General features: G+C 34.6%; 12 protein-coding genes. 9 read left to right on the forward strand and 3 right to left on the reverse strand.

Features of this window, described 5'->3' with window-relative positions:
• Positions 1-158: 158 nt before the first annotated feature.
• The gene (locus BMY56_RS17915; protein ID WP_091627508.1) at positions 159-1,841 is read left to right on the forward strand and encodes a glutamine--tRNA ligase/YqeY domain fusion protein; all 1,683 of its coding nucleotides are present in this window, start codon (positions 159-161) and stop codon (positions 1,839-1,841) included.
• A gap of 284 nt (positions 1,842-2,125) precedes the next feature.
• Here the strand turns inward: BMY56_RS17915 and BMY56_RS17920 are convergent, their stop codons facing one another.
• Positions 2,126-3,055, reverse strand: a complete 930-nt coding sequence (locus BMY56_RS17920) for an SPFH domain-containing protein (RefSeq protein ID WP_091627510.1) — start codon at positions 3,053-3,055, stop codon at positions 2,126-2,128.
• 226 nt (positions 3,056-3,281) lie between these two features.
• On the opposite strand from BMY56_RS17920, the gene BMY56_RS17925 reads away from it, so the two are divergent.
• Positions 3,282-3,641, forward strand: a complete 360-nt coding sequence (locus BMY56_RS17925; protein ID WP_091627513.1) for a bleomycin resistance protein — start codon at positions 3,282-3,284, stop codon at positions 3,639-3,641.
• Positions 3,642-3,726: 85 nt separating this feature from the next.
• On the opposite strand, the gene katG is transcribed toward BMY56_RS17925, so the two are convergent.
• Positions 3,727-5,970, reverse strand: coding sequence for a catalase/peroxidase HPI (gene katG / locus BMY56_RS17930; protein WP_091627516.1), 2,244 nt, complete (start codon positions 5,968-5,970; stop codon positions 3,727-3,729).
• A gap of 336 nt (positions 5,971-6,306) precedes the next feature.
• On the opposite strand from katG, the gene BMY56_RS17935 reads away from it, so the two are divergent.
• The 3 genes from BMY56_RS17935 to BMY56_RS17945 all read left to right on the forward strand — a co-directional run bounded on the left by BMY56_RS17935 (position 6,307) and on the right by BMY56_RS17945 (position 8,403).
• On the forward strand, positions 6,307-6,885 hold the full coding sequence (locus BMY56_RS17935) for a PepSY-associated TM helix domain-containing protein (RefSeq protein ID WP_091627518.1): 579 nt from the start codon (positions 6,307-6,309) through the stop codon (positions 6,883-6,885).
• A gap of 44 nt (positions 6,886-6,929) precedes the next feature.
• The gene (gene rlmF / locus BMY56_RS17940; RefSeq protein ID WP_091627521.1) at positions 6,930-7,901 is read left to right on the forward strand and encodes a 23S rRNA (adenine(1618)-N(6))-methyltransferase RlmF; all 972 of its coding nucleotides are present in this window, start codon (positions 6,930-6,932) and stop codon (positions 7,899-7,901) included.
• A 106-nt stretch (positions 7,902-8,007) separates the two neighbouring features.
• Positions 8,008-8,403 carry an ACT domain-containing protein gene (locus BMY56_RS17945; protein ID WP_091627523.1) on the forward strand — a complete coding sequence of 132 codons (396 nt, stop codon included), beginning with the start codon at positions 8,008-8,010 and terminating at the stop codon, positions 8,401-8,403.
• A 30-nt stretch (positions 8,404-8,433) separates the two neighbouring features.
• Here BMY56_RS17945 and gltX read toward each other — a convergent pair whose 3' ends face one another.
• Positions 8,434-9,942, reverse strand: coding sequence for a glutamate--tRNA ligase (gene gltX, locus BMY56_RS17950; protein WP_091627526.1), 1,509 nt, complete (start codon positions 9,940-9,942; stop codon positions 8,434-8,436).
• 192 nt (positions 9,943-10,134) lie between these two features.
• Here gltX and BMY56_RS17955 point away from each other — a divergent pair, with 192 nt between their 5' ends.
• From BMY56_RS17955 to BMY56_RS17970, 4 genes are read left to right on the forward strand one after another with little or no spacing between them, the layout of a single operon-like run.
• Positions 10,135-13,590 (forward strand): coiled-coil domain-containing protein, encoded by a 3,456-nt coding sequence (locus tag BMY56_RS17955; protein ID WP_091627528.1) that lies wholly within the window; start codon positions 10,135-10,137, stop codon positions 13,588-13,590.
• A complete protein-coding gene (gene ybeY / locus BMY56_RS17960) occupies positions 13,583-14,002 on the forward strand; it encodes an rRNA maturation RNase YbeY (RefSeq protein WP_091627531.1) in 420 nt (139 codons plus the stop codon). Before BMY56_RS17955 ends, ybeY begins: the two co-directional genes overlap by 8 nt.
• A gap of 5 nt (positions 14,003-14,007) precedes the next feature.
• Positions 14,008-15,876 carry a tRNA uridine-5-carboxymethylaminomethyl(34) synthesis enzyme MnmG gene (mnmG, locus tag BMY56_RS17965; RefSeq protein WP_091627534.1) on the forward strand — a complete coding sequence of 623 codons (1,869 nt, stop codon included), beginning with the start codon at positions 14,008-14,010 and terminating at the stop codon, positions 15,874-15,876.
• 60 nt (positions 15,877-15,936) lie between these two features.
• On the forward strand, positions 15,937-16,773 hold the full coding sequence (locus BMY56_RS17970; protein ID WP_091627537.1) for a class I SAM-dependent methyltransferase: 837 nt from the start codon (positions 15,937-15,939) through the stop codon (positions 16,771-16,773).
• Positions 16,774-16,833: the final 60 nt, after the last annotated feature.

The following is a 16,833-nucleotide window of genomic DNA, read 5'->3' on the forward strand; positions in this document are numbered from 1 at the left end:
AATCCATAGACAAATATGTTATTTAATACGACGAACAGGAATTTAATGTTGTCGAAAGGAAGATTTCTGTTGTGAAACTCATTTTATATAAGGTGTGTTCAATTTAAACCCGCCAATTAAGGCAATTTTGCTACTTTTGTAGACTGAAATATAATGACATGAGCGAGACACCAAAGTCTTTAAATTTTATTGAGCAAATTGTGGAAGAAGACTTGGTAAATGGGTATACCAAAGAAGAACTCCGTTTTCGATTTCCACCTGAACCTAATGGCTATTTACACATTGGCCATGCCAGTTCTATTTGTCTAAACTTCGGATTAGGCCTACGCTATAATGCTCCGGTTAATCTTAGATTTGACGATACCAACCCTGCTAAAGAAGAGCAAGAATTCGTTGACGCTATTAAAAAAGATGTGGAATGGTTAGGTTATAAGTGGGATACCGAACGGTATGCTTCAGATTATTTCCAACAACTTTATGATTGGGCTGTTCTTTTAATTAAAGAAGGTAAAGCTTATGTAGATGATCAGTCATCTGAAGAAATGGCTTCCCAAAAAGGATCACCTACAGAACCAGGTGTCAATAGTCCAAACCGAAATAGAGCGATAGAAGAAAATCTTGAGCTTTTTGAAAAGATGAAAAACGCTGAATTTCAAGAAGGAACTCATGTATTAAGAGCTAAGATAGATATGGCCTCTTCCAATATGTTGATGAGAGACCCTATTATGTATAGAATACTACATAAGGCTCATCATCGAACAAATACCGATTGGTGTATTTATCCAATGTATGACTGGACACATGGTCAGAGCGATTATATTGAGCAGGTTTCACATTCGTTCTGTACATTAGAATTTGCAATGCATCGCGAATTGTATAATTGGTTTTTGGACCAAGTTTACGACCCTAAAAAAATACGTCCGAAACAAAGGGAGTTTGCTCGCCGAAATCTAAGCCACACTGTAGTCAGTAAACGTAAACTGTTACAACTAGTTGAGCAGGGATTTGTTACTGGATGGGATGATCCTAGAATGCCGACCATATCAGGTTTACGCAGAAGAGGATATACTCCTGAATCAATACGGAATTTTGTTGATACTATTGGTATCGCCAAACGGGACAACCTTATCGATGTTTCTCTACTTGAATTTAATATTAGAGAGCATTTGAATAAGACTACACATAGAGTAATGGGTGTTTTAAATCCATTAAAACTTGTAATTACAAATTATCCCGAGGGTGAAACAGAATGGTTAGAAGCTGAAAACTCACCTGAAGACGATGCTGCCGGAAGCCGTCAAGTACCTTTTTCTAGAGAAATATATATCGAGCAAGAAGATTTTAAAGAAGAGGCGAACAAAAAATTCTTCCGTTTAAAATTGGGTGGTGAAGTTCGATTAAAGAATGGTTATATCATTAAGGCTGAGAGCTGTACAAAAGATACCGAAGGGAATATTACTGAAGTACAATGTACTTACGATACTAAAAGTAAGAGTGGCAGCGGAACGGAGGAAAGTTTGCGTAAGGTAAAAGGTACATTACATTGGGTGTCTATTGCTCATGCGGTGCCAACAGAAATTCGATTATACGATCGTCTTTTTACTGATGAAAGTCCGGATACGCATAAAGACAAAGATTTTCTAGATTTTATTAATCCAGATTCTTTGAATGTAATTACAGGTTATGTAGAACCTGCTCTTAAAAATGCACAACCAGGTGAGCGTTTTCAATTTCAACGTATTGGATATTTTTGTGTTGATCCAGATACTACACCTGAGAATCTTGTTTTTAATAGAACCGTAGGATTACGTGATTCTTGGGCCAAAATTCAAGAAAAATAAAAGCATAGAGAATGCTTATAGAATAAGCCTTTGACATTGAAGATGGTGATTTAATAAAGCCCTTAGACTTGCAGTTTAAGGGCTTTATTTAACTTAATAGGCCTATTGGGTGTGATTTTGTCATTCTAATTCCGCAAAGCTAATTAAAACGAGGTTTTCAACTATTAAAAACAATAGAGAGAGTTGATAGGTATGTTTTAATAGGTAATAATCTAATTCCATCAAAAAAACCCAAAAACTTAATAGTTTTTGGGTTTTTTTGATTTATTACTTCTTTGTACATACTATTCTTTGATTTTTGGCTTGTTGCTTTTTTTCATGCTTTCACCAATCATATTACTAGCGGTAAAGCTAGCCACCATATTATTCAACATATCACTACCTGCTTGAGGTGAATTTGGCAATAGTATTAAATTTGTATTCGTCGCCTCACCAATACTTTGTAAAGTATCATAATGTTGTGTTACCACAATTAATGCTGATGCCTCCTGAGAATTAATACCAACTTTATTCAACACCTCAACAGATTCTTCTAATCCCCTGGCAATTTCCCTTCTCTGATCTGCAATACCTTGCCCTTGCAGTCTTTTACTTTCAGCTTCAGCCTTAGCCTTCTCTACTATTAAAATACGAGCAGCATCTCCCTCGAATTGTGCAGCCGTTTTTTGTCGTTCAGATGCATTAATACGGTTCATGGCTTCTTTAACCTGAGCATCTGGGTCAATATCAGTAACCAATGTTTTTATAATATCAAATCCATAATCTAACATTGCCTCTTGCAATTCTGATTTTACCGCAATTGCAATATCATCTTTCTTTACAAAAACATCGTCCAATTTCATTTTAGGCACTTCTGCCCTAACCACATCAAATACATATGATGTAATTTGTTCATGTGGATATTCCAATTTGTAAAATGCATCATACACTTTCTCTTTAATCACAACATATTGCACCGATACTTTTAGTTTAACAAAAACATCATCCAATGTTTTGGTTTCAATAATAACATCTAATTGCTGAATTTTTAAACCTATTCTTGCCGAAATACGTTGTACAAAAGGGATTTTAAATTGTATACCAGATTGTCTTACACTGGTAAATTTGCCAAAGGTTTCAATTAGAACTGCGGTCTGCTGTTTTACAATAAATACGCCAGATAGAATAGTGAAAATCACCAAAATCGCAATCGGAATCCAAATAAATGAGCCCATAATTTTTAAGTTTATAGTTAATACTGATAAGATACTAAATACGTTCTTGTTATTAGTAGTATTTCATCAACAATTGTTACAGCAATAAGCTCATATAATAACCTAATAACGACCAAAACTAAATTTTAAAATGTTGTTCAATAGTTCTAACTGTGATATTCCAATTTATGATGGTGGCATAAAGTCTATCTTTAAAAGATATTATCATTAAAAATAAACCAAAGCAATGTTAGTTTCAATACAACCAAAATTACCCATGCGAAACAAAGCGAAAACTAGAGAATACTATATTGATTTTTTAGGATTCAAAGAATATGGAACTAATGAATATTCAGAATATTTAATGATAGAGAAAGATGAAGTACAATTACACTTCTTTCTTTTTGAAGCCCTAAATCCAAAAGAGAATTATGGTCAGGTGTATATTAGAACAAAAGATATTAATACATTATACCAAGTGTTATTAAAAAACAATGTGCCAATACATCCCAATGGTGAATTAGGGATTCGCCCCTGGGGACAAAAGGAATTTTCTTTATTGGATCCCGACCACAACTTATTAACATTTGGTCAAGAAATTGATTAATTATTCTTCATTTTAAACTATAGTAAACAAAAAGGCAGCTCTAAAGAGCTGCCTTTTTTATGAGGGGTTAAGTTTACTTTATAAATTAAATATCAAAACGGTCTAAGTTCATAACTTTGGTCCAAGTTCTTGCAAAGTCACGAACGAATTTTTGTTTTGCATCTTCAGTTCCGTATACCTCGGCCAATGCTCTTAATTCAGAGTTCGATCCAAATATCAAATCTGCTCGTGTGCCTGTCCATTTAACATCACCGGTATTACGATTACTTCCTTCAAAAACAGTATCATCATTAGAGGCTGCCTTCCAAGTAGTAGACATGTCCAATAAGTTAACAAAAAAGTCATTTGTCAACATACCAGGTTTATCGGTAAATACTCCATAATTAGAACCATCATAATTAGCGCCTAATACACGAAGTCCACCAATTAAGACGGTCATTTCTGGTGCAGTCAATGTTAGAAGATTTGCTCTATCAACCAGAAGTTCTTCAGCTTTTACTGAGATTTTTTGTTTTGTAAAGTTTCTAAATCCATCAGCGATTGGTTCTAATGCATTAAAAGCTTCAATATCTGTCATCTCTTCTGTTGCATCAGTACGACCAGGGTTGAAACCAACATGTACATTATAGCCTGCAACTTTCGCAGCATTTTCAACAGCGACAGTGCCACCCAATACAATCAAATCAGCAAAAGAAACTTTCTTATTGCCCGTTTGCTTATCATTGAAATCTTTCTGAATTTTTTCTAATGTGGCAATAACCTTAGCCAACTGTGTAGGGTTGTTTACCTTCCAATCTTTCTGAGGTGCTAAACGAACACGGCCACCATTTGCGCCACCACGTTTATCAGAACCTCTAAACGTAGAAGCGGATGCCCAAGCTGCAGATACCAACTCTGAAGTTGATAAACCAGAAGATAAAATACTCTTCTTTAATTCTTGAATATCGCTTTCGTTGACTAGTTCAAAATCTACACTAGGTACTGGGTCTTGCCATATTAATTCCTCTTGCGGTACTTCTGGCCCCAAGTAACGTTCTACAGGACCCATATCACGATGTGTTAATTTAAACCAAGCACGCGCGTATGCATCTTTAAACTCATCAGGATTTTCTAAAAAATTTCTTGAAATCTTTTCATAATCAGGATCCATTCGTAAGGACATATCTGTAACCAACATAAAGGGCTGGTGCGTTTTACCTGCAATATGAGCATCAGGAACAGTTCCTGAACCTGCATCACCAACGGGTTTAAATTGCCATGCTCCAGCAGGGCTTTTTGTTAATTCCCATTCAAAACCAAATAGGTTTTCAAAATATTTGTGGCTCCATTTGGTTGGAGTCTGAGTCCATGCTCCCTCAAGTCCACTAGTAATTGTATCGGCACCAGAACCTGATCCGTAAGTACTCTTCCATCCAAGACCTTGTTCTGTAATATCGGCAGCAGCAGGTTCTACACCTACATATTCTTCAGGGTCAGCAGCACCATGTGTTTTTCCAAATGTATGACCGCCAGCAATCAAAGCAACAGTTTCATAATCATCCATGGCCATTCTTTTGAAGGTCTGTCTGATATAATGTGCTGCTTCTAAAGGATCAGGGTTTGCATTGTGCCCTTCAGGATTTACATAAATTAATCCCATGTGCGCAGCACCAAGAGGATTTTCTAGCTCGTTTCCATCTTCATCATATCGCTGTTTATTTCCTAACCATTCTGTTTCAGAACCCCAATAAATATCTTCTTGAGGTTGCCATATATCTTCACGACCTCCACCAAAACCAAACATTGGTAAACCCATACTTTCATGAGCAACATTACCTGTCAATATCATTAAATCTGCCCAAGAAATCTTTTTTCCATATTTCTGCTTAATAGGCCATAATAATAGGCGAGCCTTATCTAGGTTTGCATTATCTGGCCAACTATTTAATGGTGCGAATCTTTGATTTCCTGCACCTGCACCTCCTCTACCGTCAGCAATGCGATAGGTGCCTGCGCTATGCCAAGCCATACGTATAAAGAAAGGCCCGTAATGTCCATAATCCGCTGGCCACCAATCTTGGCTTGTCGTCATTAATTCAGTCAAATCCTTTTTAATAGCGGTTAAATCCAAAGATTTAAACTCCTCTGCATAATTAAAATCATCATCCATCGGGTCGGCCATTTTAGAATGCAACCTTAAAATATTTAAGTTCAACATATTGGGCCACCAATCTTTATTGGTTGTGCCACCACCTGCTGCTTGATTTAATTCACCATTTAAAAATGGGCAATCTGCTGCTGAGGACTCATTTACATCCCAAGCTTCGCCTTTTCCATTAGTACTACTCATGATTATATTAGTTTAAATGTTGTTTATTATCTTCCTTAGTAAAATTAGAAATATTTCGTTTATTATTAATAGAAAGTCAATAGATAAAAACTATGGTTTAATTTTAATCATTTACTACATCATTATGTTTTAAAAAATATACCTCAAACACCCACATGCAAACTAAAATTTTCTAGGCAAGTAAAGTAAGTATAACTATACTATTCACAAACAAGAGGTTAAGTTGGCTTTAAAAATAGAAACCCAAAAAGGGCTTTTAATTATTTTCTTTTAACAATTTCTTCTAATATGTCTTTTTCAAAACTAACTATATTGCAAAACAACTGAACCAAAAGAATGCGTAAGGATACCAAAAGACAGAGACAGGCTAAATTATTACGCATTTTTAGAAAAATACATCGAGTTACTGGGGCTGCATTGTTTATGTTTTTCTTTTTCATAGCTATCACCGGATTACTTCTAGGGTGGAAAAAACATAGTGGGGGTGTCATTTTATCAAAATCTTACCAAGGCACTTCTACTGAACTAAAAGATTGGCTTCCTATTGACAGTCTTAACTCTTTGGCCAACTCTTATCTTTTGAAAACAATTTCATCGAATCTTTCAACCGATATCGACCGTATCGATATTCGAAAAGACAAGGGAATGGTAAAATTTATATACGCCGATCACCTATGGGGACTTCAACTAGATGGTGCAACAGGAAAATTATTACATGTAGACCGTCGGTATTCTGATCTTATTGAAAACATACATGATGGTTCAATTTTAGATACGTATCTGGGCACAAGTGACAATCAGATAAAGGTTTTTTATACCACGGTTATGGGTATTGCCCTTTTGGTTTTTACAATTACCGGCTTTTGGCTTTGGTATGGCCCTAAACGCATGCGAAGAAATAATGGCGCTACTTAAAAATTAGCTTTAGCTTTGGGCCCTATACTATTCATTTCCACATTATGGCAGACCCTAAGAAAAAAGAACATTTAGAAAAACCAAATTTACATCCACGCAACAAACATGCTGGACGTTATGATTTAAGAGCGCTACGCCTTGTAAATCCTGACCTTAAAGAATTTGTTGCCAAAAACAAGTATGGTAATCTTTCTATTGATTTTTTTAATCCTAAAGCAGTTAAGGCCCTGAATAAATCCCTATTAATCTCACATTACGGTTTAGATTATTGGGATATACCAGATGGTTTTTTATGCCCACCAATACCTGGGCGAGCAGATTATATTCATCACATTGCAGATATTTTAGCCGCGAGTAATGATGGAGCTTTCGTTAAAGGGGAGCAGATTACTTGCTTGGATATTGGTGTTGGCGCCAATTGTGTTTACCCAATAATTGGAAATAGTGTCTATGGATGGTCATTTATTGCCACAGATATAGACCCAAAAGGTATTGAAGCTGCACAAAAAATTGTGACCTCAAACCCTTCACTTCATGGTAAAGTAGAGTTTAGACTACAACCAAAACCTGAGCATATTTTCTCGGGAATATTAAACACCAATGAAAAAGTAGACCTAACCATTTGCAATCCTCCATTTCACGCAACTCAAGCAGAAGCAGAAGCGGGGACCTTGCGTAAGTTGAGCAATCTGAAGAAAAAGAGGGTTAAGAAGGCTGAACTAAATTTCAGCGGACAAGGTGGGGAATTATGGACGGATGGTGGTGAAAAGCTTTTTGTTTTAAATATGATCAATGAAAGCGCCCAATTTCCAAAAAATTCCGCTTGGTATTCAACGTTGGTATCAAAGCAATCTAATTTACGCTCATTCTATGACAGATTAGAAAAGGTCGGTGTATTAAAACACAAAACCACACCTATGGGACAGGGCAACAAATTGAGCAGAATAATTGCTTGGACATTTTTAACAGATATAGAAATGACAGATTGGGCAAATGACAGATGGAAAAACGAATAAATTATTTTGTAAACAAATGTAAATTAAGGGCGTTTTAAACCGTGTAAGATAATTTATAGACCCCGAAGGGTCGATTTTTATTTTTAAAACCAGTGAACAACCTCAAATGGCAGGAGAAACGAATCTTAACGTACTGTTGAAATCTTTAAAGCCAAGTTTAAATGTAGGATGTTTTGTTTTCATATCCCTAAAGGACATTACCCAAATTCCTAGAGAAGATATATTATTCGAATTTAAAGAGGCAGAAGGCATTACGGTTATCTTAACAAAAGAGAAAGCAGATGAGTTTAATTTCAAGTATGAATTTGTTTCTTCATGGATAACCCTAACCGTTCATTCGGCATTAGATGCTGTTGGTTTAACTGCGGCGGTAGCTACTGCCTTAACAAAATATAATATTAGTTGCAATGTTGTAGCCGCTTACTTTCATGATCATATTTTCGTATCAACAAAAGATACCGATAGGGCAATGGAGGTTTTGGGTGAATTCTCAGGAAAATAAAGCTTGACTCATTTTCCTGAAAATTTACATTTAACCCAATTTATTTAAGGCAGTTTCAATACGAGAGATACTTTCCTCTCTGCCAATCATAGACATAATATCGAAAATATGAGGGCCTTTCATATCACCTACTAAAAACAAACGAAGTGGAGGCATAACTTTACCAAAAGATAATTCCTTTTCGGCAATCCATGCTTTTACTAGTGTTTCGGTATTTTCTGATGAAAAATCTTTTATGGTTTTTATCGTGGCGATTAAGTCGTTCATGATGTCAGCAGTATCTTCTTTTAACTGCTTTTTAGTTGCCTTTTCATTGTACTCTTTAGGAGCAACGAAAAAATAGTCACTTAACTCCCAAAAATCAGATACGAATACCGCACGTTCTTTTATAAGGGCAACAACCTTGGTTACATACTCTATGTTAACATATGATTCGTTAGTGATTTGTTCTTTTACAATAGGCAGGAAACTTTTTGCTAACTCAACATCTGGGGTTTGTTGTAAATAATGTTGATTATACCATTTAGTTTTTTCTGGGTCAAAACGTGCACCTGATTTGTTCACACGCTCTAAACTAAAGGCGGCAACCAATTCATCTAAAGAAAATAATTCTTGTTCCGTTCCTGGGTTCCACCCTAAGAGGGCTAAGAAATTAACTACAGCTTCAGGAAAATATCCTTCTTCTTTATATCCTACCGACTCATTCCAAGAAAGTGGAAAAACAGGAAAACCTAATTTTTCTCCGTCACGCTTACTTAATTTTCCTTTTCCAATAGGCTTCATTATTAGCGGGAGATGAGCGAACTCGGGAGAATCCCATCCAAAAGCATCATAAAGCTGCTTATGTAATGCTAAGGAAGGTAGCCATTCTTCTCCACGAATAACATGGGTAATTTCCATTAAATGATCATCAACAACATTTGCTAAGTGATACGTAGGCATACCATCACTTTTAAATAAAACTTTATCATCAAGAACGTTGGTGTCAATTTGGATTGAACCACGTATAATATCGGTCAACTCCAATTTTTCGTCCGGTGGGTTTAAAAATCGAATGACAAATTCATCTCCATTATCCAACCTTTGTTGAACCTCTTCTGGCATTAACGACAACGAATTGTCCAGTTTAAGTCGATTATGCCAATTATAAATAAACGTTTTACCTTTTTCCTCATGATTTTTTCGATGTGCATCAAGACTTTCAGAGGAATCGAAAGCATAATATGCCTTTCCGTTTTTTATAAGTTCATCAGCATATTTTTTATATATAGATTTACGCTCGCTCTGTCTATATGGACCATGACCACCATCTTTACCGATACCTTCATCAAAAGGAATTCCGCACCAATTCAAAGAATCGATAATATATTGTTCTGCGCCTTCAACATATCTATTTTGGTCGGTATCTTCTATTCGAAGTATAAAATCACCACCATGTTTTTTAGCAAATAAATAATTAAACAGAGCGGTACGAACACCACCGATATGTAAAGGCCCAGTAGGACTAGGAGCAAAACGAACGCGTACTTTTTTTGACATATTCTTATTATGAAGTCGCAAAGATACACAACCAACAGTTTTTATATAGAAAATCTGAAAGGTGAATTTGTATCTTTTACGATAATAATTAACTGATAGCAACGGTTATATCAAATGAATACTCTTTTGTTTTAACAAATTATTCCCATTATTCATTCGTGATAACCATTATCTTGGTATAAAAATCAATAATTGCAAGACTTCAACCATATTTTAGACCGCCTGAATAAATTCATTCAAAAGCATTACTCTCAAGTTTTACTTAAGGGTATTTTGTTATTTTTTGCCTTTGGACTATTATTTTTCATAATTGTATTGGGTGTAGAATACTTTTTATGGCTTAATACCTTGGGTAGAATGATACTGTTTGGTGTATTTATAGCAACAGAGTTTTTTCTACTCTTCGCCTATATTTTGATTCCTATTTTTTATCTCTTAAAACTAAGAAAAGGAATAAGTCCAAAAGATGCAGCTTCAATGATTGGAAAACATTTCCCTGAAGTAGGGGATAAACTTACCAATCTATTAGATTTAGGTGAAAATCCACAAAAATCAGAGCTTTTGCTGGCTAGTATTACACAGCGTTCAAAGCAAATGGATTCAATACCATTTTCGAATGCAATTAATTATAAAGATGCAGCAAAATATATAAAATACGCACTCATCCCGTTATTGATAATTACAACGCTTTACATTACAGGGAATTCAAAATCTTTTTTCGGCACCTATGAACGTGTAGTTAATTATGAAATGGCTTTTGAGAAACCAGCCCCATTCCATTTCGAATTGTTATCCTCGAATCTCAATATTCTTCAAGATGAATCTTTCACCGTTCAAGTAGCTACAAAAGGAACTATTAAACCGGAAAATGTGTACATCGAAATAGATGGCCAAACCATTTTACTTCAACAAGAAAATGGTTTTTACGTCCACACTTTTACGCCTCCTATAAAATCAACACAATTTAGATTTAGTGCAAACGAAGTCAGCTCTCGTAATTACACACTAGTAGCATTAGAAACTCCGTCCATTATTGATTTTACTATGAATTTAAGTTTTCCTACCTATTTAAATAAGCCAAACGAAATCATAAAAAGTACGGGTAACGCTGTAATTCCTGAAGGAACCAAAGTAATTTGGAAAATTGAAGGAAAACATACCGATAAGATTAATCTCGTTCAAAAAGACACTTCACTTGCATTTTTAAAAGAAAAAAATGAATTTAAATTAGAGAAGAAAATTTACAATGATCTGAACTATCAACTAACTACCACAAATAAAAATGTGTCCAACTATGAAAGATTAGCTTATGATTTTAAAGTAATAAAAGATGGATATCCTACAGTTAAAGTAAATCAAGTACTAGACACCATTAATCCTAACATTTCCTATTTCAGTGGCAATGCTACAGATGATTACGGCCTACGAAAAATAGATATTGTCTATTTTGAAGTAGGAAATGAAAAAGAAGAGCACACTGTTTCATTGGTAAAGCCATCATCAAATTATGAACAGTTCTATTATACATTTCCTTCTGGTTTAATTATAGAAACGGGTAAGGATTATGGCTTTTATTTTAAAATAACTGACAACGATGCTATCCACAATGGTAAAAGTGTAAAAAGTCAGGTGTTTCAACAAATAATACTAGATGAGAATCAGTTAAAAAATAAAGATTTAGAATCACAACAATCCTTAATTAAAGATTTAGATAAGTCTTTAGAAAGAGCTAAAGAACAGAAAGAATCTCTAGAAGAATTAAATCAAAATCAAAAAGAAAAAAGTAGCTTAAACTTCAATGATCAAAATCAAATAAAAGACTTTTTACAGAAGCAAGAGCGCCAAGAGCAGTTCATGCAAAAATTTAGCAAAGAGCTTAAAGAAAATTTAGCAAAAGATGCAAGTGATAACAAATTAAACCAATTGTTACAAGAACGATTAGAACGACAAGAGTTAGAGGCTAAGAAAAACGAAAAACTACTAGAAGAATTAAATAAAATAGCGAATAAAATAAACAAGGAAGATTTGACTAAACGCCTAGAAGAATTGGGCAAAAAGCAGCAGAACAGTGAGCGAAGCTTAGAACAACTTTTAGAATTGACCAAACGGTATTATGTCACAGAAAAGGCGTCTCAATTATCTAAGGATTTAGAAGAATTAGCTAAAAGCCAAGAAAATCAATCTAAGAAAAATAAGAAAGAAAATAGCCCAGAAAAACAAAAAGAATTGAATGACAAATTCAATGAGCTTTCAAGTGAACTCGATGCTTTAAAAAAGGACAATGAAAAGCTAAAAAAACCAATAGATTTAAAATTGGATGATTCCAAAAAAGAAGGTGTTAAGGAAGACCAGCAAGATGCCTTAGAGGAACTTAAGAAAAAAGATGATGATGAAAAAACTGACTCCAACACCAAAGCAAACCAAAAACAAAAATCCGCAGCGGATAAGATGAAGGAAATGAGTGAACAATTGAGTGAATCATCTTCAAGTAGTGGTGGTGGTTCTTCGGTTGCCGAAGATGCAGAAATGTTAAGACAAATATTGGATAATCTTATCATATTCTCATTTAAACAAGAATCGCTTTTTGAGAGGCTAGCACAGAAAGAAGACCAAGATGCTACTCAATATTCTGAAACAGTTCGAGATCAGAATGAATTAAGGGGTCTTTTTGAACATGTAGATGATAGTCTATTTGCATTATCCTTAAGACAAGCTGAACTATCTGAATTCGTTAATGAGCAAATTACAGAGGTTTATTATAACATTGATAAGTCATTAGAAACTATGGCCGATGGCCAAATTTATCAAGGCATTTCACATCAAAAATATGTGCTTACCGCCGCTAATAGTTTAGCAGATTTTTTAGCCGAAGTTATGGACAATATGCAGCAAAGTATGCAAATGGGAAAAGGTTCTGGACAAAGTGAAGGCGGTTTTCAATTACCTGATATTATTAAGGCACAACAACAATTAGGTGAAAAAATGGGTAGCGAAGGAAAAACCGGCAGTGAAGGCAAAGAAGGGCAAGAGGGAAAGAGCGGTCTAGGTGAAAAAGGGGAGCAGGGAGAAGGTGGAAAACAAGGTTCTGAAGGGAAAAATGGTCAAAATGGCGAGGACGGAGAAGGAGGTAAGGGTGCTGGTGGCAAAAACGGTGAATCTGGCACGAATGGAGAAGGGCAAGAAGGTGCTAACGGACAGAGTGGACAAGGACAAGGGAATATGAGCGAAGCAGAGCTAAAGGAAATCTACGAAATTTACCAGAGTCAACAGAAAATTCGTCAAGAGCTAGAAAATCAGCTTCAAAATATGATTAATTCAGCCGACCAAAAATTAGGGCAAAAGTTGATTAAGCAGATGGAAGATTTTGAAAACGACTTATTAGAAAACGGAATTACACAACGTACTATCAACAAAGCCAACACTATACAATACGAATTATTAAAATTAGAAAACGCAGCATTAAAACAAGGCAAGAAATCTGAAAGAGAAAGTAATGCAAATCAAAAGGATTTTTCCAATCCAATTACTACTAAACCCTCATTATTAGATAATTATCGTAATGAAGTTGAAATTTTAAATAGGCAAAGCTTACCTTTGCGCCAAAATTTTCAAAACAAGGTTAAAGAGTATTTTAAAGCTAATGATTAACTACAATTACCTAATTGATTTCAAATTAACCGCAGAAACCACCTATGATTCGTGGATAACAGCAACCTGTAAGACAGAAGGTTTTTCGATACATGAATTAAATTACATTTTCTGTGATGATGCTTATCTGCTAAAAATCAACCAAGATTATCTTCAACATGATTATTTGACTGATATCATAACATTTGATTATGTGTCAGGAAAAAATGTTTCTGGAGACATATACATTTCAATTGATCGTGTAATGGAGAATGCAAAGGAATTTAATGTTTCCTTTGACAATGAATTAAAACGCGTAATGATTCATGGGATATTACACCTAATGGGTTATTCGGATAAAACGGATACAGCTACTGCCGAAATGCGCGCTAAAGAAGAAGAAAAAATAAAGCTGTTCCACGTGGAACAATAGAAGATATGTTTGGAGAAGAATATGATGTTATCGTAGTTGGTGCCGGTCACGCAGGTGCAGAAGCTGCTGCTGCTGCTGCAAATTTGGGTTCAAAAACACTTTTGATTACCATGAACTTACAAACCATAGGGCAAATGTCTTGTAATCCTGCCATGGGTGGAATTGCAAAAGGACAAATTGTAAGAGAGATAGATGCCCTTGGAGGCTATAGTGGTATTGTCTCAGACAAATCAGCAATTCAATTTAAAATGCTGAACAAATCAAAAGGCCCTGCGATGTGGAGTCCAAGAACTCAAAACGACAGAATGCGTTTTGCCGAAGAATGGAGATTAATGCTAGAACGCACGCCAAACGTAGATTTTTATCAGGAAATGGTCTCGGGACTTTTGGTTGAAAACAATAAAATTATTGGAGTAAAAACATCTTTAGGAATTGATATAAAATCAAAATCAGTTGTTTTAACGAACGGTACATTTTTAAATGGATTAATTCATATTGGAGAAAAGCAATTTGGAGGGGGCAGAGCCGGTGAAAAAGCGGCGACAGGAATAACTGAACAACTACTTAGTCTAGGTTTTGAAAGTGGCAGAATGAAAACAGGTACGCCACCAAGAGTAGATGGTAGATCATTAGACTATTCTAAAATGATCGTTCAACCCGGTGATACTGTACCAGAAAAATTTTCTTACACTAATACTAAACCTTTATCACATCAACGTGATTGTCACATGACACATACAAGTGCATTGGTTCATGATTTACTTAGAGAAGGTTTTGATAGATCACCAATGTTTAACGGTAGAATTAAAAGTACTGGTCCGAGATATTGCCCATCTATAGAAGATAAAATAAATAGATTCGCTGACAAAGACAGTCACCAAATGTTTATTGAACCTGAAGGATGGGAAACTGTAGAAGTTTATGTAAACGGTTTCTCAACATCATTGCCTGAAGATATCCAATTTAAAGCACTTCGTTCTGTTGTGGGTTTCGAAAAAGTTAAATTCTTTAGACCAGGTTATGCAATTGAATATGACTATTTTCCACCAACACAATTAAAACACACCTTAGAAACAAAACTCATAGAAAATCTATACTTCGCTGGTCAAATAAATGGAACCACGGGTTATGAGGAAGCAGCTTCACAAGGTTTAATGGCTGGCATAAATGCGCATTTAAAATTAAATGAAAAAGAACCATTAATTCTAAAAAGGAATGAAGCTTACATTGGTGTTTTAATAGATGATCTGATAACAAAAGGAACGGAAGAGCCCTATAGAATGTTTACTTCAAGAGCAGAATATAGAACATTATTAAGACAGGATAATGCAGACTTAAGACTAACACCTCTGAGTTATTCTATAGGTTTAGCAAGTGAAGAGCGTATGAATAGAATGGAAGAAAAACTAGAACAATCAGACTCTTTAATAAACTTCTTTAAGGAAACCAGCGTATTGCCAAATGAAATAAATCCAATATTAACAAGTGTAGATTCCGCTTTAGTCAAGCAATCTGATAAAATGTATAAAGCATTTTCAAGACCTAATGTAACTATGGATCACATGTTACAACTTGAAAAAGTTTCTAACTTTATCAAAGAAAATAATTTTAATAGTGAAGTTCTAGAACAAGCAGAAGTTCAAATAAAATATTCAGGTTATATAGCAAAAGAAAAAGTGAATGCGGATAAGCTTCACAGACTAGAAGCTGTAAAAATTCCGACAAACTTTGACTACTCAAAATTAAAATCACTTTCTTTCGAAGCAAGAGAAAAATTAACCAAAATACAACCTGTAACTATATCACAAGCATCAAGAATTAGTGGTGTTACCCCAAGTGACATTAGTGTCCTTTTAGTTTTTCTTGGCCGGTAGGAGAAATTGTTCCACGTGGAACAATGAATATTAATTATTACAAAACTTTGAAAAATAAGCATGTCAACAAACATTATACATCTTACAACAAAAGATTACTTTCTAACAAAAGAAGAATTTTCGCTTGAATTAGATACCCACTATGACATGCTAGTTACAAAACCACAACCAAAAAATTTAGACAAATATTATCAAACATCAAATTACATTTCACATACAGACCAATCAACTAATTTTTTTGAAAAAATATATTCATTAGCTAAGAAATATACATTACATAAAAAAACAAAATTGATAAATAAATTTTCCAATAACGGAAAAACTTTACTTGACATTGGATGTGGCACGGGTGAATTTTTAGTCACTGCTAAAAAAGAAAATTGGACAATATTTGGTGTTGAACCAAATAAACAAGCTCGAGAAAAAGCAGTGTCAAAAACATTGAATGTAGTAGAGAATTTAGAAAATTTAGGACAACAGAAATTTAACGTTATTTCTTTATGGCATGTAATGGAACACCTTCCTGATTTAAAAAATCAAATAAAAAAAATTACAAATCTATTAGCTGAAGAAGGTACCTTAATAATTGCCGTTCCTAATTTTAAATCAAATGATGCTATTCATTACAAAGAATATTGGGCAGCCTATGACACACCCCGACATTTATGGCACTTTTCTCAAAATGCTATTTCCGAATTATTTAAAGAACAAAATTTTAAAATAATTCAAACCCTACCAATGAAATTTGACTCATATTATGTTTCCCTATTATCAGAAAAATATAAGAATGGAAAACAAAATTATTTTAAAGCCATTTATCAAGGATGGCTTTCAAATTATAAAGCAAATAGAACAAGTGAGTATTCTTCGCTCACATATGTCCTAAAAAGAGAGTAAAAACCTAATTAAGCCCTTTTAAGGCATGTTTATTTCCCTGGTTATTATGAATACTACTAA

It is taken from the genome of Maribacter orientalis, assembly GCF_900109345.1.
Taxonomy (GTDB): domain Bacteria; phylum Bacteroidota; class Bacteroidia; order Flavobacteriales; family Flavobacteriaceae; genus Maribacter; species Maribacter orientalis.